Source organism: Pseudomonas sp. Larv2_ips, assembly GCF_963879675.1.
Classification (GTDB): domain Bacteria; phylum Pseudomonadota; class Gammaproteobacteria; order Pseudomonadales; family Pseudomonadaceae; genus Aquipseudomonas.
Map to the genome: position 1 here is coordinate 76,980 of NZ_CAWOAW010000027.1, position 23,473 is coordinate 100,452.

At 61.8% G+C, this 23,473-nt stretch carries 22 protein-coding genes; 12 read left to right on the forward strand and 10 right to left on the reverse strand.

Translation table 11 applies throughout. The annotated features are described in order from the left end of the window. Positions 1–19 precede the first annotated feature (19 nt). Together tesB and AACV02_RS17340 are read left to right on the forward strand one after the other, a co-directional pair. Positions 20–889: an acyl-CoA thioesterase II gene (gene tesB / locus AACV02_RS17335; RefSeq protein ID WP_119740941.1), complete on the forward strand. Its 870-nt coding sequence runs from the start codon at positions 20–22 to the stop codon at positions 887–889. Next, on the forward strand, positions 886–1,473 hold the full coding sequence (locus AACV02_RS17340) for an HAD family hydrolase (protein WP_119740943.1): 588 nt from the start codon (positions 886–888) through the stop codon (positions 1,471–1,473). The genes tesB and AACV02_RS17340 overlap by 4 nt, the downstream gene beginning before the upstream one ends. A 133-nt stretch (positions 1,474–1,606) precedes the next feature. Here AACV02_RS17340 and AACV02_RS17345 read toward each other — a convergent pair whose 3' ends face one another. The 3 genes from AACV02_RS17345 to AACV02_RS17355 all read right to left on the reverse strand — a co-directional run bounded on the left by AACV02_RS17345 (position 1,607) and on the right by AACV02_RS17355 (position 4,069). Next, positions 1,607–2,593, reverse strand: coding sequence for an alpha/beta hydrolase (locus tag AACV02_RS17345; RefSeq protein WP_119740947.1), 987 nt, complete (start codon positions 2,591–2,593; stop codon positions 1,607–1,609). Then, positions 2,594–3,481 (reverse strand): KPN_02809 family neutral zinc metallopeptidase, encoded by an 888-nt coding sequence (gene ypfJ, locus AACV02_RS17350; RefSeq protein WP_119740949.1) that lies wholly within the window; start codon positions 3,479–3,481, stop codon positions 2,594–2,596. Positions 3,482–3,652: 171 nt separating this feature from the next. Beyond that, positions 3,653–4,069, reverse strand: coding sequence for a membrane lipoprotein lipid attachment site-containing protein (locus tag AACV02_RS17355; protein WP_106579314.1), 417 nt, complete (start codon positions 4,067–4,069; stop codon positions 3,653–3,655). A gap of 197 nt (positions 4,070–4,266) precedes the next feature. On the opposite strand from AACV02_RS17355, the gene AACV02_RS17360 reads away from it, so the two are divergent. After that, complete coding sequence (locus AACV02_RS17360; RefSeq protein ID WP_119740951.1) at positions 4,267–5,145, forward strand: DMT family transporter; 879 nt, start codon at positions 4,267–4,269, stop codon at positions 5,143–5,145. 1 nt (position 5,146) lies between these two features. Here AACV02_RS17360 and AACV02_RS17365 read toward each other — a convergent pair whose 3' ends face one another. Further along, entirely contained in the window at positions 5,147–6,481 is a 1,335-nt protein-coding gene (locus AACV02_RS17365; RefSeq protein ID WP_119740953.1) for an MFS transporter, read from the reverse strand. Between the two features lie 220 nt (positions 6,482–6,701). Here AACV02_RS17365 and quiC point away from each other — a divergent pair, with 220 nt between their 5' ends. Together quiC and AACV02_RS17375 are read left to right on the forward strand one after the other, a co-directional pair. Then, complete coding sequence (gene quiC / locus AACV02_RS17370; protein ID WP_119740955.1) at positions 6,702–8,603, forward strand: 3-dehydroshikimate dehydratase QuiC; 1,902 nt, start codon at positions 6,702–6,704, stop codon at positions 8,601–8,603. Between the two features lie 81 nt (positions 8,604–8,684). Further along, positions 8,685–9,350: a TetR/AcrR family transcriptional regulator gene (locus AACV02_RS17375; protein WP_119740957.1), complete on the forward strand. Its 666-nt coding sequence runs from the start codon at positions 8,685–8,687 to the stop codon at positions 9,348–9,350. Between the two features lie 126 nt (positions 9,351–9,476). On the opposite strand, the gene AACV02_RS17380 is transcribed toward AACV02_RS17375, so the two are convergent. From AACV02_RS17380 to AACV02_RS17395, 4 genes are all read right to left on the reverse strand, one after another. Then, positions 9,477–10,325: a shikimate dehydrogenase gene (locus AACV02_RS17380; protein ID WP_106579309.1), complete on the reverse strand. Its 849-nt coding sequence runs from the start codon at positions 10,323–10,325 to the stop codon at positions 9,477–9,479. A 5-nt stretch (positions 10,326–10,330) separates the two neighbouring features. Next, positions 10,331–10,771 carry a type II 3-dehydroquinate dehydratase gene (aroQ, locus tag AACV02_RS17385; protein ID WP_119740959.1) on the reverse strand — a complete coding sequence of 147 codons (441 nt, stop codon included), beginning with the start codon at positions 10,769–10,771 and terminating at the stop codon, positions 10,331–10,333. Between the two features lie 182 nt (positions 10,772–10,953). After that, positions 10,954–12,033, reverse strand: a complete 1,080-nt coding sequence (gene trmA, locus AACV02_RS17390) for a tRNA (uridine(54)-C5)-methyltransferase TrmA (protein WP_119740961.1) — start codon at positions 12,031–12,033, stop codon at positions 10,954–10,956. After that, entirely contained in the window at positions 12,030–13,325 is a 1,296-nt protein-coding gene (locus AACV02_RS17395) for an NCS2 family permease (protein ID WP_119740963.1), read from the reverse strand. Before AACV02_RS17395 ends, trmA begins: the two co-directional genes overlap by 4 nt. Before the next feature lie 210 nt (positions 13,326–13,535). Between AACV02_RS17395 and AACV02_RS17400 the strand changes: the two genes are divergently transcribed. The 4 genes from AACV02_RS17400 to AACV02_RS17415 all read left to right on the forward strand — a co-directional run bounded on the left by AACV02_RS17400 (position 13,536) and on the right by AACV02_RS17415 (position 17,766). Continuing rightward, complete coding sequence (locus AACV02_RS17400; protein ID WP_119740965.1) at positions 13,536–13,979, forward strand: DUF4879 domain-containing protein; 444 nt, start codon at positions 13,536–13,538, stop codon at positions 13,977–13,979. A 96-nt stretch (positions 13,980–14,075) separates the two neighbouring features. Continuing rightward, on the forward strand, positions 14,076–14,600 hold the full coding sequence (locus tag AACV02_RS17405; RefSeq protein WP_106579304.1) for a (2Fe-2S)-binding protein: 525 nt from the start codon (positions 14,076–14,078) through the stop codon (positions 14,598–14,600). Continuing rightward, positions 14,597–15,586, forward strand: coding sequence for an FAD binding domain-containing protein (locus AACV02_RS17410; protein ID WP_119740967.1), 990 nt, complete (start codon positions 14,597–14,599; stop codon positions 15,584–15,586). Before AACV02_RS17405 ends, AACV02_RS17410 begins: the two co-directional genes overlap by 4 nt. Continuing rightward, positions 15,583–17,766: a xanthine dehydrogenase family protein molybdopterin-binding subunit gene (locus AACV02_RS17415; RefSeq protein ID WP_119740969.1), complete on the forward strand. Its 2,184-nt coding sequence runs from the start codon at positions 15,583–15,585 to the stop codon at positions 17,764–17,766. The genes AACV02_RS17410 and AACV02_RS17415 overlap by 4 nt, the downstream gene beginning before the upstream one ends. 145 nt (positions 17,767–17,911) lie before the next feature. Here the strand turns inward: AACV02_RS17415 and AACV02_RS17420 are convergent, their stop codons facing one another. Beyond that, a complete protein-coding gene (locus AACV02_RS17420; protein WP_119740971.1) occupies positions 17,912–19,168 on the reverse strand; it encodes an MFS transporter in 1,257 nt (418 codons plus the stop codon). Between the two features lie 330 nt (positions 19,169–19,498). On the opposite strand from AACV02_RS17420, the gene AACV02_RS17425 reads away from it, so the two are divergent. The 3 genes from AACV02_RS17425 to AACV02_RS17435 are packed head-to-tail and all read left to right on the forward strand — an operon-like array spanning position 19,499 to position 22,127. Next, a complete protein-coding gene (locus AACV02_RS17425) occupies positions 19,499–20,938 on the forward strand; it encodes a cytochrome ubiquinol oxidase subunit I (protein WP_106579300.1) in 1,440 nt (479 codons plus the stop codon). Between the two features lies 1 nt (position 20,939). Beyond that, positions 20,940–21,947, forward strand: coding sequence for a cytochrome d ubiquinol oxidase subunit II (cydB, locus tag AACV02_RS17430; RefSeq protein WP_106579299.1), 1,008 nt, complete (start codon positions 20,940–20,942; stop codon positions 21,945–21,947). A 12-nt stretch (positions 21,948–21,959) separates the two neighbouring features. Then, positions 21,960–22,127: a DUF2474 domain-containing protein gene (locus AACV02_RS17435; protein ID WP_071489954.1), complete on the forward strand. Its 168-nt coding sequence runs from the start codon at positions 21,960–21,962 to the stop codon at positions 22,125–22,127. Positions 22,128–22,193: 66 nt separating this feature from the next. On the opposite strand, the gene AACV02_RS17440 is transcribed toward AACV02_RS17435, so the two are convergent. Beyond that, a complete protein-coding gene (locus AACV02_RS17440) occupies positions 22,194–23,318 on the reverse strand; it encodes a methyltransferase (RefSeq protein ID WP_119740973.1) in 1,125 nt (374 codons plus the stop codon). Positions 23,319–23,473 lie beyond the last annotated feature (155 nt).

The following is a 23,473-nucleotide window of genomic DNA, read 5'->3' on the forward strand; positions in this document are numbered from 1 at the left end:
TTGTTGTAGGAGTTGCTCTATGAGCCAAGTATTGGAAGATCTGGTGGACTTGCTGACCCTGGAGCCGATCGAGGAAAACCTCTTTCGCGGCCGCAGCCAGGACCTGGGTTTTCGCCAACTGTTCGGTGGCCAGGTGCTGGGCCAGTCGTTGTCGGCTGCCAGCCAGACCGTAGAAGAAGCGCGACATGTGCATTCCCTGCATGGTTACTTCCTGCGCCCAGGCGATGCGTCATTGCCGGTGGTGTACTCGGTTGACCGTGTGCGCGATGGCGGCAGTTTCAGCACGCGCCGCGTCACGGCGATCCAGAAGGGCAACCCGATTTTCACCTGCACCACTTCGTTCCAATATGACGAGAAGGGCTTTGAGCACCAGAGCACCATGCCTGTGGTGGTCGGCCCGGAGAACTTGCCGTCCGAACTGGAACTGACCCAGCAGCGTGCGCACCTGATCCCCGAGCACATGCGCGACAAGTTGCTGTGCCCCAAGCCGATCGAAGTGCGCCCGGTGACCGAAAAAGACCCGTACAACCCGCAGCCGTCCGACCCGGTCAAGTACGTGTGGTTCCGAGCCGACGGCGCGCTGGCCGACGCGCCCGCGCTGCATAAATACCTGCTGGCCTACGCCTCGGATTTTGGCTTGCTGACCACCTCGTTGCTGCCCCATGGCAAGACCGTGTGGCAAAAGGATATGCAGGTCGCCAGCCTCGACCACGCGCTGTGGTTTCATGCCGACCTGCGCGCCGATGACTGGTTGCTGTACGCCATGGACAGCCCGTGGGCCGGTAACTCGCGCGGTTTCTCGCGCGGCAGCGTGTACAACCGCGCCGGGCAACTGGTGGCCTCGGTGACCCAGGAAGGCTTGATTCGCCATCGCAAGGACTGGGCATGAGCCTGTCGGACGTCAAGCATTGGGTGTTTGACATGGACGGCACCCTCACGGTCGCCGTGCATGATTTTGCGGCGATTCGCGTGGCCCTGGAGATTCCGCCCGAGGACGACATCCTCACGCACCTGGCAGCTTTGCCGGCGGACGTGGCGGCAGCCAAGCACGCGTGGTTGCTTGCGCATGAGCGCGAGCTGGCTGTGGGGGCAGTGGCGGCGCAAGGTGCGGTGGAGCTGGTGCGCGAGCTGGCCGGGCGCGGTTATCGCCTGGGCATCCTGACGCGCAATGCGCGCGAGTTGGCGCACATCACGCTGCAGGCGATTGGCCTGGCGGACTGCTTTGCCGTCGACGATGTGCTCGGGCGTGAAGATGCGCCGCCCAAGCCGGACCCGGGTGGTTTGCTGAAACTGGCGCAGGTTTGGAAGGTGGCGCCGAGCGAGATGGTGATGGTCGGGGACTACCGCTTTGACCTGGATTGCGGGCGGGCGGCGGGGACCAGGACGGTGTTGGTGAATGTGCCCGAGAACCCTTGGCCGGAGTTGGCGGATTGGCACGCTGAGGATTGCGCGGCCCTGCGCCGGATGATTTAGCCCCAGCACTGAAGGGCCAATGTGGGAGCGGGCTTGCTCGCGAAAGCGGTGGATCAGTCACTGATGAGTCGACTGAATCCGCCTTCGCGAGCAAGCCCGCTCCCACCTTTTTATCCGGTTTCGTCAGCTGTTTTTACTTAGGGAACAACACCTTCTCGCCCTGAGGCGAAGTAAACATCTTGTCCCCGTCGTGCCCAACCCCTGGCACTTCCACCAGCCTCTGAGTCAGCTGCGGATGACGCTGCTTGAGGTAGTCAAAGTAGTTGTGCCCACGAATCAGGCGATACGCTCCCTGGGTTTCGGCCTCGCAGCTTTTATCCAGCGCCGGGTGGTTGGGGTCGGTGTCCTGTTGGCCGAGCAGGTAGGTGATGTCGCGTGACACGTAAGCCTGCTCAAGCTGCTGCGCACTCTGGCCCTTGGCGTAGTCCGGCAGGTTTTGCATGCCGTACTTCCAATCGTTGAAGCCAGGGCAACTGGCCGTGTCGAATATCACCGGGCGTTGTGGGCTGAAGTAGGCGTAGGACGACGGGTTGGCCACCACGTAACGCAGGCTGATGCCTTCGGTTTGCAGCAGCGGGTGGTCGTGGCCGGTGAGGGCGAAGCGCTGCACCACCTGGCCGCCGCCGGAATGGCCGGCCACTACGATTTCCTTCAACGCCGGGAACAGCTTGCGGTTGCCCAGGTGCTTGATGATCTGGTCGAGCGCGCCGTAGGAACTGAGCTGGCCAGGGCCCGTCGAGGCGTCGCCGGCCATCCAGTCATTGCCGTTCCAGCGCAATACCTGGGTGCCCAAGTGGTTGCGCTTTATGTCGGACTCGTTGAGAAATTGCGGCGCGATCACCAGGGTGGTGGCAGCAACCCCGGCGTGTTCGGCTGCGTCTTCGCCGCTTTGCAGGTAGGTCTGTGCGTTGCGCAGGCGGCCATGCACGATGATCAGCGCGCGGGTCACGTTGGGCAGCGGCTGGCTCCAGTCCTGGCTCAAGCCCAGGCTGAGGTCACCGGCGTCCAGGTGGAAACGATCGGGGCTGACCACTTTGACGCCGTGTTCTTTCTCGGCGGCCCAGGTGGAGGAGGAACAGGCAATCATCACGCCGAACAGCAATCCCAATCGTTTATTCATCTAAAGACTCTTCGCTGTAAAAGTGTCGCATTGAGTGATCTGGCCCGCTGCGAAGCCGGTCTTGAACCAGCGAACGCGCTGCGCAGAGGTGCCGTGGGTAAACGAGTCCGGCACCACGCGGCCCTGACCCTGCTGTTGCAAACGGTCATCGCCGATGGCGTTGGCCGCGTTCAGTGCTTCTTCAATATCGCCGGGCTCCAGCCAGTTCAGGCGTTTTTGCGCACGGTTGGCCCACACCCCGGCAAAGCAATCGGCTTGCAGTTCCTGGCGTACCAGCAGGCCGCCGTCGCCTTGCATCTGGCGGCCTTGTTGGCGCGCGGCTTGAATCTTGGCCGAGATGCCCAGCAGCGTTTGCACGTGGTGCCCGACTTCGTGGGCGATCACGTAGGCCTGGGCGAAATCGCCGGCGGCCTGGAAGCGCTGCGACATTTCCCGGAAGAAATCCAGGTCCAAATACACCTGCTGGTCAGCCGGGCAATAAAACGGGCCGCTGGCCGAGGTGGCGCCACCGCAGGCGGAATTGACCCGACCACGGAACAGAATCAGTTTCGGGTTCTTGTAGACCAACCCGTTTTCCTTGAACACCTGGCCCCAGGTGTCTTCCGTATCACCCAGAATCGCGCGGACGAAATCGGCCTGCTGGTCATTGGCCGGCGGTGCCTGGCGCGACTGCGTGCTCACCGACGGCGCTTGCTCCGCCTGGCCGGTCAATTGGCCGAGGATCTGCAGCGGGTCCTGGCCGGTCAGCCAGCCAATACCGACGATCAACACAATTGCCGTCAGGCTCAGCCCCTTGCCGCCGCCAAACCGCATGCCGCCACCGCCGCCGCCACTGTCATCGCGGGCATCTACCACGTTGTCGCTGCGTCGGCCTTTTTTCCATAGCATGGGGCAATCCTCTCGTTAAACCTGTCGAACACTTTTCTAAGAGCAGTGTTGTTGGTGCGTATGAATGGCGCCAGCCCGGCTGTCCGACAAGCAACGAGAGTTGCCTAGTATCGTTGCTGTCAGGCCGTGCGGGCAGGGGCGCCAGATGAAAGTTGTGTCACGTTGATTGGGTCAGTCGCGGCAATAGCCTTCGCCGGTATCGACGATCAGGCAGTCCTTTTTATCCGCCAGCCATTTCAGGCCAGTGGCCTCACCGTCACCGGCGCTCAATTGTTGCGGGCCGTCCGGGCGGGTAAAGGCGATACCGTCTTCGTTGGCTTCACCTTTGAAGGTGCCTTCGTCGTCGGCGTCAAGGCCGTACTTCATGGTCAGAACGTAGTGGCCGCGGCCGATGCTGTCGTCCTTGGCGATGGTCAGGTTCAGGCCTTCGACGCCGATCCACTTGCCGACCCATTTGTCGGTGGGCGGCGTGGCCGGTACCAGGGTGGCTTGCACCGAGGCCGGGGCCGGCTTGGGCGCTTCTTTGGACTCTTGGTTACAAGCAGTGAGCAGGACGAGAGCAGAAAGAACAAAGAGTGTCTTTTTCATAGCGGCAAGGCCTTGGTTAAAAAGTGCAACGCGCGGGCAAAGGTGCAGCGTTGGACTCGAATCCGGTGATTTAGTGCGCTGTTCGCACGGTGTTTGGTTATGCTCTTGGGGCGCACGCAGGCCCGCCTGCTAGATTACCGGGTTGAGTGCCTGCGTGTTCAGTGCTCAGCGTTCAGCCCGCCATGCAAGAGAATTCAATGACTGTCAGTACACCCCTTTCCGGCGTCAACCATCCCTTCAAAGGCATCCTGCTGATTGTGGTGGCGACGTTTCTGTTTTCCAGCCACGACGCCTTGTCCAAATACCTGGCCGGGTTCTACCCGATTGTGATGGTGGTGTGGGCGCGGTACCTGGTGCACACCTTGCTGATGGCCGGCATTTTCCTGCCGCAGTCGGGTTTGCGCGTGCTGCGCAGCAAACGCCCGGGCATGCAGGTGGTGCGTGCGTTGTGCCTGCTGGGCACCAGCCTGTTTTTTACCGCGGCGCTGCATTACATCCCCTTGGCGGAAGCCACAGCGGTGAACTTCCTGGCGCCGATCCTGGTGACAGCATTGTCGGTGCCCTTGCTCGGTGAACACGTGACACGTGGCCAATGGCTGGCGGTGATCTGCGGGTTTGTCGGCGTGCTGATCATCATCCACCCCGGTGGTGAGCTGTTCACGCCTGCGGTGCTGCTGCCGCTGTGTTCGGCGTTGTTCTTCTGCTTCTACCAGCTGCTCACGCGCATCCTCAGCCAATGCGACACGCCGACCACCAGTAACTTTTTCGCCGGTCTGTGCAATACCCTGGTGATGAGTGCGCTGGTGCCGTTCTTCTGGCAGTTGCCCACGGTGTGGCATGGCGTGCTGATGCTGGCGTTGGGCACGTGCGGCATGACCGCGCACTTGATGTTGACCCAGGCCTTCCGCTTTGCGGCGCCGGCCTTGCTCGCACCGTTCGGCTACTGCCAGATCGTGTTTGCGGGTTTGTTGGGCTGGCTGGTGTTCAACCATACCCCCGACATGACCACGGTGGTCGGCATCGGGGTGATCTGCATGAGCGGGTTGGCCGCTGCCTGGCAGCAGCGGCGGCGTTGAATCAAACCTCGACTGTCGGAATCTTGCGCGGTGCCATGAAGTACATCCAGGTCAGCGCGATGAAGTACATCGCCGGGATCAGGGTGAACAGCACGGTGTAGTTGTTGTTCGTGACGGTGAGGATGTGGCCGACGATCTGGGTCATGAACATGCCGCCAATGGCTGCGCACATGCCGCCGAAACCGAACACCGTGCTCATCATGTGCTTGGGCGTGTAGTCCATCACCAGGCTCCAGATGTTGGCGGTCCAGGCCTGGTGCGCGCCGATGGCCAGGGAGATGGCGAACACGGCGACCCACAACTGGCTGGAGCCGGCGGCCATGATCACGCCGACGATGCAGCAGGCAAACAGCAGCATCGACAACAGCCGCGCCTTGATCGGATTCATCCCACGGCCGATCAGGAATGACGACAGAATCCCCCCACCCACGCTGCCGAAGTCGGCTGTCAGGTAAATGATGATCAGCGGGATGCCCATTTGGGTCACGTTGATGCCCAGGTTGTATTGCTGGTTCAGAAACGGCGGCAGCCAGTACAGGTAGAACCAGAACACCGGCGCGGTCATTGCGTAGGCAAGAGCGAACGCCCAGGTGCCGCGCATGCGCAGGATGCGGCTGAAGGGCACGCTGGGTTGCGGCGGTTCGACTTCCTGCTGCACGTAGTCCAATTCGGATTGTTTGACCGTCGGGTGGTCTTCCGGGTTGTAGTACTTCAGGCCCCAGCACACCAGCCAGATCCCGCCCAGTGCCGACATGCACAGAAACGCCGCCTGCCAGCCCCAGACGTGAAGGATCAATGGCAGCAGCATCGGCGTCATCATCGCGCCCACATTGGTGCCGGCGTTGAAAATACCGGTGGCCACTGCGCGCTCGCCGGCCGGGAACCACAACCGCGTGGTCTTGACGCAGGCCGGGTAGTTGGCGGCCTCGGTCAGCCCGAGAATGAAGCGGCACACCATAAAGCCGACGGCCGACGTGGCCAGGCCATGGGCGCCCGTGGCCAGGCTCCACAGCAGCACGGCGCAGAAAAACACACGCTTCACGCCAATTCGATCAATCAGCCGGCCTTGCAGCACAAAGCCGATGGCGTAGCCAACCTGGAACCAGAAGTTGATGTTGGCGTAATCCATCGCCGTCCAGCTCATCTCCTTGGCCAGAATCGGTTGCATCACGCCCAGCGCGGCGCGGTCGATGTAATTCAAGGTGGTGGCGAAGAACACCAGGGCCAGCATGCCCCAGCGTGTTTTGCCCACGGCCATGGCGCCGCGGATTTTGTCGCCGATGCCGCTGTGCGGATTGCTGTGGCGCACGGCCACGGCGGGAGTTTGCGAAGGCATGAGGTCGTACCCGTTTTTTGAAATTTTTATGGTGTGTTCTGGGTCTTGATACGTGTTCGATGGTGCGCAGTGGCTAAAAACTCGTCAATTCGCGGATTGCCATTTTGTTCGATAATCGCCCAAAAAACTAACCGGTTCGTACATTTCAATTGCTGTGCACAGTTTAGCGGCCAATAATTTGCCGTAAATAAGACGAGCCTCATTTGCCGGGAGTCGCCCCATGCAACGCTCCATTGCCACTGTTTCCTTGAGTGGAACTCTGCCGGAAAAACTCGAAGCCATTGCCGCTGCCGGGTTTGATGGTGTGGAAATCTTCGAAAACGATCTGCTGTATTACGACGGCAGCCCACGGGAAGTTAGGCAGATGTGCGCCGACCTGGGTATCGCCATTACTTTGTTCCAGCCGTTTCGCGACTTTGAAGGCTGCCGCCGCGACCGCCTGGCGCGCAACCTGGAGCGCGCCGAGCGCAAGTTCGACTTGATGCAGGAGCTGGGCACCGACCTGGTGCTGGTGTGCAGCAATGCCTCGGCCGATTGCGTCGGCGATGAGCAGATTTTGCTCGACGACCTCAGCCTGCTCGCTGAGCACGCCGGTCGCCGTGGCCTGCGCATCGGCTATGAAGCGCTGGCCTGGGGCAAGCACGTGAATACCTGGCAGCAGGTGTGGAACCTGGTGCGCCAGATCGACCACCCGAGCCTTGGCGTGTTGCTCGACAGCTTCCACACCCTGTCGCTCAAGGGCGACCCGAGTGCAATCGCCCAGATCCCGGGGGACAAAATCTTCTTTGTGCAAATGGCCGACGCGCCGATCCTGGCCATGGATGTGCTGGAGTGGAGCCGGCATTTTCGCTGCTTCCCGGGGCAGGGTGAGTTCGATCTGGCGGGGTTTCTCGCGCCGATTATCCAGAGTGGCTACAGCGGGCCGTTGTCCCTGGAAATTTTCAACGATGGTTTTCGCGCAGCCCCGACGCGGGCGAATGCGGCGGATGGCTTGCGCTCGCTGTTGTACCTCGAAGAGAAAACCCGCGAGCGCCTCAAGCAGCAAGCGCCTGCTCAACCGGTCGACCTCCTGTTTGATACGCCGGCCGCCAGCGAGTACGACGGCATCGAATTTCTTGAGTTTGCCGTGGATGAAAACCTCGCAGCCAAGCTCACCCAATGGCTGGAACGCCTGGGTTTCGTCAAGGCCGGGCAGCACCGCTCCAAGAGCGTGAGCCTGTTGCGCCAGGGCGATATCAACCTGATCCTCAATTGCGAACCCTATTCTTTTGCCCACAACTTTTTTGAAGCCCACGGGCCGTCGCTGTGCGCCACTGCGATTCGGGTCAAGGACAGCGCCAAGGCGTTGCAGCGGGCGGTGGCTTACAAGGGCCAGCCATATCGGGGGCTTGTAGGGCCAAATGAACTGGAGCTGGCTGCCGTGCGTGCGCCGGACGGTAGCCTGATTTACCTGGTGGATCAGAACGAAGGCGGGCTGTACGGCACCGACTTCAATCTGCAACCGACTACCGCTTCAAGCGGCGGCCTGCTGCGCATTGACCATATGGCCATGGCCTTGCCCGCCGACAGCCTCGACAGTTGGGTGTTGTTCTACAAGAGCCTGCTGGATTTCGAAGCCGATGATGAAGTGGTGCTGCCTGACCCCTACGGCCTGGTGAAAAGCCGCGCGCTGCGCAGCCGTTGCAGCTCGATTCGCCTGCCGTTGAACATTTCCGAGAACCGCAACACGGCGATTTCCCACGCGCTGTCGAGCTACCGCGGCTCGGGGGTGCACCACATCGCCTTCGACTGCGCGGATATTTTCGCCGAGGTGAGTCGGGCCAAGGAGGCAGGTGTGCCGTTGCTGGACATCCCGCTCAACTACTATGACGACCTGGCGGCGCGCTTTGATTTTGACGACGAGTTCCTCAGCGAGCTGGCGTACTACAACGTGCTGTACGACCGTGACGCCCAGGGCGGTGAGCTGTTTCATGTGTACACCGAGCCGTTCGAAGGGCGGTTTTTCTTCGAGATCATTCAGCGCAAAAACGGCTATGCCGGGTATGGCGCAGCCAACGTGGCCGTGCGCCTGGCGGCGATGGCCAAATCGCGTAGCGGGGCGCCGCGACAAGCACGGTTATGACGGCGCGGCCAGGTGCTTCCTTCGGGAAGCGCCTCGGCCCATAATCGCGGCCTGCACAACAAAAATGGCCGTGAGCGCACCATGACCCTGACCCCCGATCTCTCCGCTGTGTCAGACGCACCGCGCAAGAGTCGTAAGAACAATCCGGAAAAGACCCGCGAAAACATCCTGCAGGAAGCGATCGTCGAGTTTGTCCAGCAGGGCCTGTCCGGCGCTCGCGTGGATGCCATCGCCGAACGCATCCACACCTCCAAACGCATGATTTATTACTATTTCGGCAGCAAGGAGCAGTTATACGTCGAGGTGCTGGAGAAGCTCTACGGCGACATTCGCAATACTGAAACCCGCATGAACCTCACCGCCCTGGAGCCGCGCGAAGCAATTCGCCGGCTGGTGGAATTCACCTTTGATCACCATGACCAGAACGTGGATTTCGTGCGCATCGTCAGCATCGAAAACATCAACAACGCCGAATACGTGAAGCGCTCGGATTCGATCAAGGCGATGAACAGCAATATTCTCGAAGGGCTTGGCGCCACGTTGCAGCGCGGTGCCGAGATGGGCGTGTTCCGCCAAGGGCTGGACCCGTTGGACGTGCACCTGTTGATCAACTCGTTCAGCTTTTACCGGGTGTCCAACCGCCATACTTTCAGTGAGATCTTTCAGATCGAGTTGTCGGACGAAGCGGTTAAGCAGCGGCATCGGGAGATGATCTGTGAGTCGGTGATGCGTTACCTGCAAGCCTAAATCCATCGAATAACCCGGGTGGGAACGGGCTTGCCCGCGAATGCGGAGTGTCAGTCAATACAGCCGGCGACTGACACAGCGCTTTTGCGAGCAAGCCCGCTCCCACATGGGGTTTGGTTTAGGCAGTCAGGTATTCATGCTCTGGAAGTGCGCCAACATCCTCTGCGCATCCGGCCTCTGGCCACTGAACAGTTCAAACGCCTTCACTGCCTGAAACACCGCCATGTTGCCGCCATCCAGCGTGCGGCAACCCAGGGCGCGGGCATCGCGCAGCAGCTCGGTTTCCAGCGGGAAATACACGATTTCTGCAACCCATAATGCCGCCCGCAACAGCTGGGCCGGTACCGGCGTGCCGGGCAGCTTGGCCATGCCCATCGGCGTGGTGTTGACCAGCCCATCGGCCTCGGCCATGGCGCTTTCCAGGTGGTTGCCGACCTGCGCGCGCCCGGCGCCAAAACGCTGGGCAAGGTTATCGACCAGGTCCCGAGCGCGGGCGACGTCCACGTCGAAAATGCTCAGGTGGTGCACGCCTTCGGCCAGCAGCGCGTGGGCCACCGCCGCGCCCGCACCGCCGGCGCCCATCTGCACCACATGCTGGCGCGCGACGTCATTCAAATTGCGCCGGAACCCTTCGGCGAAGCCCAGGCAGTCGGTGTTGTGGCCGATGCGTTTGCCGTTCTTGAACACCACGGTGTTGACCGCGCCAATACCCATGGCTTCGTCGGACAATTCGTCGAGCAATGGCAGAATCGCCTGTTTGCACGGGTAGGTAATGTTCAAGCCGGTGAACTGCATCATCTCGGCGGCGTCCAGCAGGTCGGGCAGGGCATTGAGGTTCAGCTGCAGCGGTTCCAGGTCGATCAGGCGATACAGGTAGCGCAAGCCCTGGGCATCACCTTCGTGTTCATGCAGGGCCGGCGTGCGGGAGGCCTGGATACCTGCGCCGATCAGGCCGGCGAGGATGCGCGGTTTCATCGGGCTCACCCTTTCAACGTGTGGCTGAAGTGTTCCAGGGCCAGGTGGTAACCATGGCTGCCGAACCCGGCCAGCACCGCCTTGGCAATGGGCGACACAAACGAGTGATGCCGAAACGCCTCACGCGCGTGCACATTGGATAAATGCACTTCGATCACCGGCACTTCGCTGGCCACCAGTGCGTCGCGAATCGCTACCGAGGTGTGGGTCCAGGCTGCCGGGTTGATCACGATGCCAGCGCAACGGGCGCGGGCGCTGTGGATCCAGTCGAGCAGTTCGCCTTCGTGGTTGGTCTGGCGGAATTCGATTTTCAACCCGAGTATTTCCGCGCTGCGCCCACACAGGGCGGCGATGTCGGCCAGGGTTTCATGGCCGTAGGTGGCGGGCTCGCGGGTGCCGAGCAGGTTGAGATTGGGGCCGTTGAGCACCAGCACGATGGGCGGCATTGGGTATCTCCACAGTTATTATTGGTTGTGGAGATAAAATGTACTGGATGGTTAATTTGGTCAATTGACGGCAGCGGATCTGTTCGATTATCGAACCGTAAATCAGCGCGAGGGAGGGTGTTCGGTGGTCGGCGACCGCCCTTGCCAATAGCCAGGGGGCGGTCGCACGCGCAAGAGACGGGTTACCGGCGGGTCAACAACACGCCGGATTCCATATGGTGCGTCCATGGGAACTGGTCAAACATCGCACACTGGGTAATCCGGTGCGTGTCATGCAGTTGCGCAATGTTCGCCGCCAACGTCTGCGGGTTGCAGGAGATGTACAGGATGTTGTCAAAGCGCCGCGTCAGCTCGCAGGTGTCCGGGTCCATGCCGGCGCGCGGCGGGTCGACGAACACGCTGCCGAATTCGTAGCTTTTCAGGTCGATGCCGTGCAGGCGGCGGAATGGGCGCACTTCGTTGAGCGCCTCGGTGAGTTCTTCGGCTGACAAGCGCACCAGGGTGACGTTATCCACCGCGTTTTCATCGAGGTTGCTCAACGCCGCATTCACTGAGGTCTTGCTGATCTCGGTCGCCAGCACTTTGCGTACACGGGTCGCCAACGGCAGGGTGAAGTTGCCGTTGCCGCAGTACAGCTCCAGCAAATCATCCGGGCGATCGCCCAAGGCTTCATACGCCCAGTTGAGCATCTTCTGGTTAACCGTGCCGTTGGGCTGAGTGAACGCGCCTTCGGGTTGGCGATAGCTGAACGTGCGCCCGCCGACGGCGAGTTTTTCCACCACGTAGTCGTGGCCGATCACATCACGCTTGCCCTTGGAGCGGCCGATGATGCTGACATTCAAGTCGGCAGCGAGTTGGTTGGCGGCCGCGTGCCAGTGCTCGTCCAGCGGGCGGTGGTAGCACAGGGTGATCATCGCGTCGCCGGCCAGGGTAGTGAGGAACTCCACTTGGAACAGCTTGTGACTCAGGGCCGCGCTGGCTTGCCAGGCGGCTTTGAGTTGCGGCATCAACTGGTTGATGCGCTGGCTGGCAATCGGGAATTCTTCGATCAGAATCGGCGTGCGCTTGTCGTCCTGGGAAAACATCGCGTAGTGGCGCTCACCGCCTTCGCGCCACAGGCGAAACTCCGCGCGCAGGCGGAAGTTCTGCAGCGGCGAATCGAAAACCTGCGGCTCGGGTGCGTCGAACGGTGCCAGCAGGTCACGCAAGCGCGTGACCTTGTCTTGCAGTTGAGCGGTGTAGCTTGCGGCATCAAAAGTCATGCGTTGAACCAGCCCAGCTTGATCACAAACAGAATCGACAGGATCACCAGTGCCGGGTTCAGCTCACGGTAGCGGCCCGAAAGCAGCTTGATGGCGGTCCAGGCGATGAAACCGAAGGCGATGCCGTTGGCGATGGAGTAAGTGAAGGGCATCGCCAGGGCGGTGATCACCACCGGCGCTGCAACCGTAATGTCATCCCAGTCGATTTCGGCCAGGCCCGAGGTCATCAGCACGGCCACGAACAACAACGCAGGCGCGGTGGCAAAGGCCGGAACGCTGGCCGCCAGTGGCGAGAAGAACAGCGCCAGCAGGAACAGGATCGCGACCACGACGGCGGTCAAACCGGTACGGCCACCGGCACTCACGCCCGCAGCGGACTCGATGTAGCTGGTGGTGGTCGAGGTGCCCAGCAGCGAGCCGGCCATGGCCGCGGTGCTGTCGGCGATCAGCGCACGGCCCATTTTTGGCATGTGGCCGTCCTTGCCCATCAGGCCGGCGCGCTTGGCGACGCCGATCAGGGTGCCGGAGTTGTCGAACAGGTCAACGAACAGGAACGCGAAGATCACGCTGACCAGGCCGATATCCAGCGCGCCTTTGATATCCAGCTGCAGGAAGGTCGGGGCCAGGGACGGAGGCATCGAGATCACGCCGCCGAACGGGGTGACATTCAACAGGATCGAGACAATGGTCACGGCCAGAATGCCGATCAGCACTGCACCGCGTACGGCCAGGGCTTCCAGCGCAACGATGAGGATAAAACCAAAGGTGGCCAGGATAGGCGCCGGTTTTTTCAGGTCGCCCAGGCCCACCAGGGTGTTCGGGTTGCCGACCACGATGCCGGCGTTGTGCAGGGCGATCAGCGCCAGGAACAGGCCGATACCGGCGGCAATCGCCGAGCGCAGGGGCAAGGGGATGCTGTTGATGATCCACTCACGGATGCGGAAGATCGACAGCAGGAAGAACAGCACCGCCGAAATGAACACCGCGCCCAGCGCCACTTGCCAGGTGTGGCCCATGTGCAGCACCACGGTGTAGGTGAAGAAGGCGTTGAGGCCCATGCCCGGCGCCAGTGCGATCGGGTAGTTGGCGATCAGGCCCATCACGGTCGAACCGATGGCGGCGGCCAGGCAGGTCGCGACAAACACTGCGCCCTTGTCCATGCCGGTCTCGCCAAGGATGCTCGGGTTCACGAACAGAATGTAGGCCATGGCCAGAAAGGTCGTGATCCCCGCAAGAATCTCGGTGCGCACGTTGGTGTTGTGTGCGTTGAGTTGAAACAGCTTTTCCAGCATGCCGGCTCCCTGTGACGCTATTTTGCGTCGTTATTTGTTGACCTCTAAGTCAAAGCACAAACTGCGCCAAGCGGCTGTGGTTTCAGAGAGGATCGGAAAAAGCGGCGCATCATACCAGCAGCCGAAGGCCAATGGCGCATAGGCTTGGTTTTGTGGGTGGATGGCCTTGAGGCATACTGCGTCGACGTTTAATCCAGAGTCGTCAACAGCATGAAAAAAGCCAACGCCAGCAGTCTAGCTCTGTTCGCCATAATCGGCCTGGGGCTGGCGGCACCGGCTTGGGGCGCGACTGCACCGGCGTTGAGCGAAGTGCGCGTGTTCAAAGTGGAGTCTGCCGCTTGCGCTGAAACCATCCCGGAGCGCGCGACCAGCACGCAGATGTGCGCCCATCGCGGCCCAACCAAGGTGTCGGTGATGGAAGTCGGCCTGGGCAAAAGCCCGATGGGCCGTTTCGATGGCGCCGAGTTGAACGGGCAACGCTCGCCGGTATGCCAGGTCGGCAACATCAGCCAGGCCTGTAATGGCGTGGGCACTGTGATGGGCTACATCTATGTGTTTGACCTGAACGTCCAGGCGCCGGGCTGGTTCGAGTACAGCAATTCCTCGATCAACGGCTCGCAAACCCCGCTGACGACGATGCTCAACATCCGCTGATCAATCCTCTTGAACGCTCAATACCCCGGGAAGTCGTACCCCTGAGACGGCGACTTTCCTGAACGCCGCGGATATACCCCAACCCGTGAGGTGTTTATGAGCGCAACCCCCAATGGCGCGGCGGCCAGACCGTTCGTCAGCCACCCGATTCGTCTGACCCTGAACGGCCAGGACCGCCAACTTGACGTGTTGCCCTGGACCACCTTGCTGGACCTGCTGCGCGAACAGTTGGATCTGGTCGGCAGTAAAAAAGGCTGCGACCACGGCCAATGCGGCGCCTGCACAGTGTTGCGCGACGGCAAACGCGTCAACGCCTGCCTGACCCTGGCGGTGATGTGCGATGGTGCCGAATTGACCACCATCGAAGGCCTGGCCGACGGCGACGCGTTGCACCCGATGCAGCAAGCCTTTATCAAGCATGACGCCTTTCAGTGCGGCTATTGCACCCCAGGGCAGATCTGCTCCGCCGTCGGCCTGGCCAATGAAGGCCGCGCCCACGACACCGCGCAGATTAAGGAGCTGATGAGCGGCAACCTGTGCCGCTGCGGCGCCTACAGCAACATCCGCGATGCCATCGAAGACGCCTTGCCGGCCTGCCGCGCCCAGGGAGGTGAGCAATGAATCCCTTCCAGTACAGCAAGCCAGCCGATGTGCACGAGGCCGTGCACATGAGCAGCGCGGCTTCACGTTTTATCGCCGGTGGCACCAACCTGCTGGACCTGATGAAAGAAAACATCAGCCGCCCCGAGCACTTGATCGATATCACCGGCCTGCCGCTGCAGGGCGTTGAAGAGACCGCCAGTGGCGGCGTGATGATCGGCGCGCTAGTGAGCAACGCCGACCTGGCCTGGCACCCCGTGATCGAGGCGCGTTACCCACTGCTGTCCCAGGCCATCCTGGCCGGAGCCTCGCCGCAGTTGCGCAACATGGCCAGCACCGGCGGCAACTTATTGCAGCGCACTCGCTGCTACTACTTTTATGACGCCAGCGTGCCCTGCAACAAGCGCGAACCCGGCAGCGGCTGCCCGGCGCGCACCGGCTTGAACCGTATCCACGCGATCCTCGGCGCCAGCGAACACTGCGTCGCCACGCACCCGTCTGACATGTGCGTGGCCTTGGCGGCGCTGGAGGCGCGGGTGCATGTCGAAGGCCGCGCAGGTGCGCGTGTCATCGAATTTGCTGACTTCCATCGACTGCCCGGCGATACGCCGCAGCGCGACAACCTGCTGGCCGACGATGAGTTGATCACCGCCATCGAACTGCCCGCCAGCCAGTTGGCCCGTCACAGCCATTACCTGAAAATCCGCGACCGCGCCTCTTACGCTTTTGCCCTGGTCTCCGTGGCCGCCGCCCTCGAACTGGACGGCGACCAAATCATCGACGCCCGGGTTGCGCTGGGCGGCGTGGCCCACAAGCCTTGGCGTGACCGCGCGGTGGAAGCCTCGCTGATCGGCCAGACGGTCAGCCGCGAAACCTTCAGCAACGCCGCCGACGCCTTGCTGCAAGACGCCGTACCGCTGGAACACAACGGCTTCAAAATCAAGCTGGCGCGCCGTGGCATTATTCGCGCCCTGAGCGACGCGGCTGTCGCAGGAGAACTTCCATGACCGCTATCGGCAAACCTCTGGACCGCGTCGACGGTCTGCTCAAGGTCACCGGCCAGGCGCGATATGCCGGCGAGTTTCCAGACAAAGACTTGCTGCACGGCAGTGTGGTCTCCAGCACCATCGCCAAGGGCCGGGTGATCAAGATCGATGCCTCAAAGGCCCTGGCGCTGCCGGGCGTAGTCATGGTGCTGGATCACCACAATCGCCCCAGGCTTGCCAGCTACGATGACGCGTTCGCCGACGACGATGCGGCGGATGGCTCGCCGTTTCGCCCGCTCTACAACGACCGCGTCCTTTATAGCGGCCAGCCCTTGGCGCTGGTGATTGCCGACAATTTGGAGCTGGCGCGACATGCCGGCTCTCTGGTCGAGATCGAGTACGCAAGCGAAGCCTTTGAAACCGACTTGCTGGCCATGCAGGAGCAGGCGCACCCCTCGCCGCAAACGCCGCCCGCGCCCCGCGGTAACTTCCAGGCCGAGTGGAGCGCTGCCGCCGTCAGCCTCGACGTGCACTACAGCACGCCCATCGAACACCACAACCCGATGGAACCCCACGCCAGTACGGTGCTGTATCAGCCGGATGGCACCTTGCATATCCACGACAAAACCCAGGGCCCGCAGAACTGCCAGGCCTATGTGCAAAAAATCTTCGGCCTGGATGAGAGCCAGGTGAGGATTTTTGCCGCGTTCGTCGGCGGCGCTTTCGGTTCCGGCCTGCGCCCGCAGTACCAGTTGCCCCTGGCGGTGATGGCGTCATTGGCGCTCAAGCGTTCGGTGCGCGTCACCCTGACGCGTCAACAGATGTTCACCTTTGGCTACCGACCCCGCACCTTGCAGCGGTTGCAGATGGGCGCGGCCGCCAACGGTCGGCTGCTGGCGTTGGGGCACACCGCAATTGGCCAGACCTCACGCTTCGAAGACTTCAGCGAGCACGTGGTGGAGTGGAGCGGCATGCTCTATCACTGCGATAACGTGCAGCTGACCTACAACCTGGTGCCGCTGGATGTCTACACCCCGCTGGACATGCGCGCGCCAGGCGCCGCGCTGGGCGTGATCGGCCTGGAGTGCGCCATGGACGAACTGGCCTGTGCCTTGGGCATGGACCCAGTGCAGTTGCGCCTGATCAACTACGCCGAGCGCAACCAGAACGAAGACAAACCCTGGTCGAGCAAAGCCCTGCGCGAATGCTACAGCGAAGGCGCCGAACGCTTCGGTTGGGGCCAGCGCAACCCGGAGCCACGCAGCATGCGTGACGGCAACCAGTTGATCGGCTGGGGCATGGCCGGCGGCGTGTGGGAAGCCATGCAGATGAAGGCCAGCGCCAAGGCGAGCATCGACGCCGAAGGCAAATTGACAGTCAGCAGCGCCACCACCGATATCGGCACCGGCACTTACACGGTCATGACCCAGATTGCCGCGCAGGCCAGCGGTGTGGCGATGGGCGATATCCAATTTTTGCTGGGGGACTCGTCCTTGCCCACCGCGCCTTTGCAGGGCGGCTCGTTTACCGTGTCGTCCGTCGGCACTGCCGTGCAACAGGCGTGCGAAGCGCTGAACGCCAAACTGCTGAAGATTGCCCGGCAGACGTACCCGGTGTTCAAGGACGCCGAGTCCGTGCGCTTTGAAGACGGCCAATTGCACACAGGCGACGTGAGTGTGTCGTTGGCCCAACTGGTTAAAGACAGCGGTGAGGACGCGCTGCAAGTGCAGGTCGACAGCGAGCCCGACAAAAAACGCGAGGGCTACGCCACGGCCACTCACTCGGCGGTATTTGTGGAAGTGCGGGTCGATGAAGACCTGGGCACCATCAAGGTCAGCCGCGTGGTCAGCGCGATTGCCGCCGGTCGCGTGGTCAATCCGAAGATGGCCCGCAGCCAGATCCTCGGCGGCGTGGTGTGGGGCATTGGCATGGCGCTGCATGAAGAGACGCAGATCGACCACCACCTGGGGCGCTACATGAACCACAGCCTGGCCGAGTACCACATCCCGGTGAACGCCGACATTGGCGAGATTGACGTGATCTTTGTCGAAGAACATGACGAAGTCGTTAATGCCCTGGGCTCCAAAGGCGTGGGCGAAATCGGCATTGTCGGGGTGGCGGCGGCGGTGGCGAACGCGATTTATCACGCCACCGGCAAACGGGTACGCGACTTCCCTGTCACCCTGGACAAGGTGCTCTAGCACACACCTCAAAACCACTGTGGGAGCGGGTTAGCCCGCGAAAGCGCGGCGTCAGTCAATGACTGTATCGACTGATGCACCGCCTTCGCGAGCAAGCCCGCTCCCACAGTGTTCTGTAGTGCTGCCTCCGGTCAGGCGGCGGTGCTCAGACCTTCGCCGCTTCAGCCTTCGGCTCTTCTACCGCCACATGCATCCGGTCGCGATTGGCCAGGGTTGGGAACAGTTTTATCCACACCCCGGTCACCAGCAGCGTGCCGATCCCGCCCATGACCACGGCGGGCACGGTGCCGAACCAGTGGGCGGTGATTCCCGATTCGAACTCGCCCAGTTGATTGGACGCGCCGATAAACAGGCCGTTGACCGCACTGACGCGGCCGCGCATTTCATCCGGCGTTTCCAGTTGCACGAACGACGCGCGGATTACCATGCTGATCATGTCTGCTGCGCCCAGCACCACCAGCACCGCCAGCGAAAACCAGAACGAGGTCGACAGGCCGAACGCGATGGTCGCCACGCCAAACACGCCAACGGCAGTAAACATCACGCGCCCGACATGCCGGTCCACCGAAAACCGTGCCAGCCACAACGACATCAACAACGCGCCCACCGCCGGTGCCGAGCGCAGCAGCCCCAGGCCCCAGGCGCCGGTCAGCAGGATGTCCTTGGCAAACACCGGCAGCAACGCGGTGGCACCGCCCAACAGCACGGCGAACAGGTCCAGCGAGATGGCGCCGAGGATGTCCGGGCGGCTGCGGATAAAGCGAATCCCGGCCAGCAGCGAGTCCATGGTGGCCTTGGCTTTGTTCAGCGGGGTCTGGCGTGCGGGCAGGTTGAGGGTCAGCACGCAGGCGATCAGGTACAACGCCACTGTCGGGCCATACACCCACACGCTGCCGAATGCATAGAGCAAACCGCCCAAGGCTGGCGCGACGATGGTCGCCAGTTGCTGCGCCGATTGCGACGAGGCCACGGCCCGCGGGAACAGTGCGCTGGGCACGATGCTTGGCAACAGCGCCTGGGTGGTCGGCATTTCAAACGAACGCGCGGCGCCGAGCAGGAAGGCGAGGATAAAGATCATCTCGCGCGTCACGTTGCCGGTCAGGCCGCCGATGGCCAGGGACAAGGCAATCAGCGCCTGCACGGTCTGGCAGATGGCGGCGACCTTGCGTCGTTCATAGCGATCGGCCACATGCCCGGTGTGCAGCATGAACAGTACGCGCGGGATGAATTCCACCAGGCCGACCAAGCCCAGGTCCAGCACGTTGCCGGTCAGTTGGTAGAGGTTCCAGCCGATGGCCACGGTGAGCATCTGGAAGCCGCTGGCGGTGAAGATCCGTGCCAGCCAGAACGCGATGAAAGGGCGATGGTGACGCAACAGCAACGCGGGTTCACTAGTAGGCATCGGGAATTCAGGTCGGGAGCAGAGGGAACGGCGAGATTAGCATCATGCTGTAACAAATAGTTGCAAGGGTTTGCTGTGCACCGGCATGAGGCAAGCTGTCACGCGGCAAAAGACCACGCCGTCCTACAGCGAAAATGGGACTACTCTTTCAGCAATGCTTGATCCAGATCAAAACCAGCCCCGGGATTGTTCTGGAGGCCGAAAGGCCCGATTCCCTACGTGGTGGGTTAAAAAAAGAAACGAATTGAAATTCGCCACACTCCATATCCGTGGGGGCAGTGGGTGCAGGCTCCCAGCCAGCAGCCGGTATTACCTGACAGAGGAAGACTTATGTTCGGTTTGGAGGCGCTAGATCTCGCCCGAATTCAATTCGCATTCACCATCTCGTTCCACATCCTGTTCCCGGCGATCACTATCGGCCTGGCCAGTTACCTTGCGGTGCTGGAAGGTTTGTGGCTCAAGACCCATAACGACACCTACCGTGACCTCTACCATTTCTGGTCGAAGATCTTTGCCGTCAACTTCGGCATGGGCGTGGTCTCGGGCCTGGTCATGGCCTACCAGTTTGGCACCAACTGGAGCCGCTTCTCGGACTTCGCCGGCGCTGTAACCGGGCCGTTGCTGACGTACGAGGTGCTCACGGCCTTTTTCCTGGAGGCGGGTTTCCTCGGCGTGATGCTGTTCGGCTGGAACAAGGTGGGGCGCAAGCTGCACTTCTTTGCCACGGTGATGGTGGCCGTCGGCACGCTGATCTCGACCTTCTGGATTCTTGCGTCCAACAGCTGGATGCAGACCCCGCAAGGCTTTGAAATCGTCGACGGGCGCGTGATTCCTACCGACTGGCTGGCGGTGATCTTCAACCCGTCGTTCCCGTACCGGCTGATGCACATGGCCACGGCGGCCTTTGTGGCCACGGCGTTCTTCGTCGGTTCGTCGGCGGCCTGGCACCTGCTGCGCGGCAAGGACAACCCGGCGATCCGCACCATGCTCTCGATGGCAATGTGGATGGCGCTGATCGTGGCGCCTATCCAGGCGGTGATCGGTGACTTTCACGGCCTGAATACCCTCAAGCACCAGCCGGCGAAAATCGCCGCGATTGAAGGCCACTGGGAAAATATCGGCAACGAGCCGACGCCGCTGATCCTGTTCGGCCTGCCCGACATGAAGGCCGAAAAAACCAAATACGCGGTCGAAATTCCTTACCTGGGCAGCTTGATCCTGACGCACTCCCTGGACAAACAGGTGCCGGCGCTCAAGGAGTTCCCGCCTGAAGACCGTCCCAACTCGACCATTGTGTTCTGGTCGTTCCGGGTCATGGTTGGCCTGGGTTTCCTGATGATCTTCACCGGCCTGTTCAGCCTCTGGCTGCGTCGGGGCGACAAGATGTACACCTCCAGGCCATTCCTGTACCTGGCGCTGTGGATGGGCCCGTCCGGCCTGATCGCGATTCTCGCCGGTTGGTTTACCACCGAAATCGGCCGCCAGCCGTGGGTGGTCTACGGTTTGATGCGCACGGCGGACGCTTCCTCCGGGCATAGCCTGGCGCAGATGACGATCACCCTGGTGCTGTTCGTGGTGGTGTACTTCGCGCTGTTCGGCGCAGGGCTGGGCTACATGATGCGCCTGGTGCGCAAAGGGCCGCAGACCCACGAAGGCAGCGAGCCAACCCACGGTGGCCCTGGCCAGAAACGCACGCCGGCCCGTCCGTTGTCCGCCGCCGATGATGGCAGCGACGACGACCACGCCCACATTCAGCACAAGGGGAATTGAGATGGGTATTGATCTTCCGCTGATCTGGGCCGTGATCATCATCTTCGGCATCATGATGTACGTGGTCATGGACGGCTTCGACCTGGGCATCGGCATCCTCTTTCCGTTCATTCCCGGCAAAGTCGACCGTGACGTGATGATGAACACGGTCGCACCGGTATGGGACGGCAATGAAACCTGGCTGGTACTGGGCGGCGCGGCGTTGTTCGGCGCGTTCCCGCTGGCCTACTCGGTGGTGCTGTCGGCGCTTTACCTGCCACTGATCCTGATGTTGATCGGTCTGATCTTCCGTGGCGTGGCCTTCGAGTTCCGTTTCAAGGCCAAGGACGACAAGCGCCACTTGTGGGACAAGGCGTTTATCGGCGGTTCCATTGCGGCGACCTTCTTCCAGGGCGTGGCACTGGGGGCGTTCATCGATGGCATTCCGGTGGTCGACCGTCAGTTTGCCGGTGGCTCGCTGGATTGGCTCACGCCGTTCACGATGTTCTGCGGCGTTGCGCTGGTCATCGCGTATGCCTTGCTCGGCTGCACCTGGCTGATCATGAAGACCGAAGGCAAGTTGCAGGAGCAGATGCACAACCTGGCGCGGCCGTTGGCGTTCGTGGTGTTGGCGGTGATCGGCATTGTCAGCTTGTGGACGCCTCTGGCGCACCCGGAAATCGCCTCGCGATGGTTCACCCTGCCGAACCTGTTCTGGTTCCTGCCCGTGCCGATTCTGGTGCTGGTGACCATGTACGGGTTGATCCGCGCGGTGGCGCGAAATGCGCACTACACGCCGTTCCTGCTGACGCTGGTGCTGATCTTCCTCGGCTACAGCGGCTTGGGTATCAGCCTGTGGCCGAACATCATTCCGCCGTCGGTCTCCATCTGGGACGCCGCTGCACCGCCGCAAAGCCAGGGCTTCATGCTGGTAGGCACGTTGTTCATCATTCCGTTCATCCTGGGCTACACCTTCTGGAGCTACTACGTGTTCCGCGGCAAGGTCACCCACGAAGACGGCTATCACTAGGAGGGTCGTTTCATGTCCGGCAAACCTTCGTTGCACGAGATCGAACAGGCCGAGAAACAGCCGTTGTGGCGGCGCCTGGGATGGCTGGCGATGATCTGGACCGGCAGCGTGCTGGCCCTGTTTGTCGTGGCCAGCCTGATGCGCATGTTCATGAGCGCGGCGGGCTTGACCACCCACTGACATCCCAATCCGGGCCTCGCGGCCCGGCTTTTCAGCCCTGCCACTCGTAAGAGCGGCAGGGTTTTTTTATTTGCGCGCTTTGAGAATCACAAACTTTGGCGTGGCCGCGACTTGCTCGACGCCACGGAACAGCTTCGCCAATTTGCTGTGATAGCCCAAATGGCGGTTGCCCACGATATACAGCGCGCCACCAACGACCAGGGCATCACGCGCCTGCTGGAACATGCGCCAGGCAAGGAAGTCACCGACCACCTGCTGCTGGTGGAAGGGCGGGTTGCACAGCACCACGTCCAGCGACTGCGGCGCCTGACCGGCCAGGCCGTCGTCGGCGCGCAGGGTGACCGCGCGAGCGCCCAGGGCGGCTTGCCAGTTCTCGGCCGCCGATTGCACGGCCATGTAGGACTCATCCACCAGCGTGTACTGCGCGTCCGGGTTTTGCAGTGCGCTGGCGATCGCCAACACGCCATTACCGCAGCCAAGGTCTGCCACGCGGGCGCTGCCGAGGTTGTTCGGCAGGTGCGGGAGGAAGGCGCGGGTGCCGATGTCCAGGCCTTCGCGGCAGAACACGTTGGCGTGGTTGAGCAGCTCGATGGCCGGTGCGTCCAGGGTGTAGCGGGTAGGGTAGGGCGACACGGCGGTTGGGCGAGCATCTACGGTGGCGATCAGCAGCCGGGCTTTTTTGACCGCAAGCGAGGCGTGCATGGGCCCGATGTAGCGCTCCAGCAGTTCACCGGCGGCCCGTGGCAGGTGTTTGATCATCGCCCCGGCGATCACTTCGGCGCCTGGCGCCAGCTGGCCTTGCAGGCGAATCAATTGTTCTTCGAGCAAGGCCAGGGTTTTCGGCACGCGGATCAGCACGCGGTCGAAAGGCCCGGTGGCTACGTGCGAGGCTGGCACAAACGCCACGGCATCAAACGCCTTGGCGTTGCGTACCAGGTTTTTCTCAAGGCCAAGGGCTGCCAGAAACGAATCGCCACTGGACGTCACCTGCACCTGGCCTTCGAGGCTGGCCGCCAGGGCGCCGAAGCTGTCATTGAGCACCAGCACGCGGGTTGCCGAATTCAGCGACTGCTCGGCCAGGTAGTTGAGCAAGTACTCATCGGCGGCATCAAAGGCCTGCAGCGGGTCATTGTGTTGCTCTGGCTGGCGGATCAGATCGAGCTGGGCGAAGGGGCTGTCAAGCAGGGGCATGGCGGGGGAGACTCTGGTCATCGATGGGCGTTCGACGGGCGTGGTACCCGGCGTAACCGTCTGAGTGTACGGCGAGGCGGCACCCAAGGCGCAGCGTCAACACTCAGAATTGGCCGTAAATGTTACGTTTTTTTCAAGGGGATTACATGCGGTGT

Coding starts and splice junctions, on each gene's coding strand:
- AACV02_RS17340 (WP_119740943.1), top strand. CDS start 886: ATGAGCCTGTCGGACGTCAAGCATTGGGTGTTTGACATGGACGGCACC.
- AACV02_RS17435 (WP_071489954.1), top strand. CDS start 21,960: ATGTCCGGCAAACCTTCGTTGCACGAGATCGAACAGGCCGAGAAACAG.
- AACV02_RS17345 (WP_119740947.1), bottom strand. CDS start 2,593: ATGAATAAACGATTGGGATTGCTGTTCGGCGTGATGATTGCCTGTTCC.
- AACV02_RS17405 (WP_106579304.1), top strand. CDS start 14,076: ATGAGCGCAACCCCCAATGGCGCGGCGGCCAGACCGTTCGTCAGCCAC.
- aroQ (WP_119740959.1), bottom strand. CDS start 10,771: ATGCCGCCCATCGTGCTGGTGCTCAACGGCCCCAATCTCAACCTGCTC.
- trmA (WP_119740961.1), bottom strand. CDS start 12,033: ATGACTTTTGATGCCGCAAGCTACACCGCTCAACTGCAAGACAAGGTC.
- AACV02_RS17420 (WP_119740971.1), bottom strand. CDS start 19,168: ATGCCTACTAGTGAACCCGCGTTGCTGTTGCGTCACCATCGCCCTTTC.
- AACV02_RS17425 (WP_106579300.1), top strand. CDS start 19,499: ATGTTCGGTTTGGAGGCGCTAGATCTCGCCCGAATTCAATTCGCATTC.
- quiC (WP_119740955.1), top strand. CDS start 6,702: ATGCAACGCTCCATTGCCACTGTTTCCTTGAGTGGAACTCTGCCGGAA.
- AACV02_RS17380 (WP_106579309.1), bottom strand. CDS start 10,325: ATGAAACCGCGCATCCTCGCCGGCCTGATCGGCGCAGGTATCCAGGCC.
- AACV02_RS17400 (WP_119740965.1), top strand. CDS start 13,536: ATGAAAAAAGCCAACGCCAGCAGTCTAGCTCTGTTCGCCATAATCGGC.
- cydB (WP_106579299.1), top strand. CDS start 20,940: ATGGGTATTGATCTTCCGCTGATCTGGGCCGTGATCATCATCTTCGGC.
- ypfJ (WP_119740949.1), bottom strand. CDS start 3,481: ATGCTATGGAAAAAAGGCCGACGCAGCGACAACGTGGTAGATGCCCGC.
- AACV02_RS17355 (WP_106579314.1), bottom strand. CDS start 4,069: ATGAAAAAGACACTCTTTGTTCTTTCTGCTCTCGTCCTGCTCACTGCT.
- AACV02_RS17410 (WP_119740967.1), top strand. CDS start 14,597: ATGAATCCCTTCCAGTACAGCAAGCCAGCCGATGTGCACGAGGCCGTG.
- AACV02_RS17395 (WP_119740963.1), bottom strand. CDS start 13,325: ATGCTGGAAAAGCTGTTTCAACTCAACGCACACAACACCAACGTGCGC.
- AACV02_RS17375 (WP_119740957.1), top strand. CDS start 8,685: ATGACCCTGACCCCCGATCTCTCCGCTGTGTCAGACGCACCGCGCAAG.
- AACV02_RS17440 (WP_119740973.1), bottom strand. CDS start 23,318: ATGCCCCTGCTTGACAGCCCCTTCGCCCAGCTCGATCTGATCCGCCAG.
- AACV02_RS17360 (WP_119740951.1), top strand. CDS start 4,267: ATGACTGTCAGTACACCCCTTTCCGGCGTCAACCATCCCTTCAAAGGC.
- tesB (WP_119740941.1), top strand. CDS start 20: ATGAGCCAAGTATTGGAAGATCTGGTGGACTTGCTGACCCTGGAGCCG.
- AACV02_RS17415 (WP_119740969.1), top strand. CDS start 15,583: ATGACCGCTATCGGCAAACCTCTGGACCGCGTCGACGGTCTGCTCAAG.
- AACV02_RS17365 (WP_119740953.1), bottom strand. CDS start 6,481: ATGCCTTCGCAAACTCCCGCCGTGGCCGTGCGCCACAGCAATCCGCAC.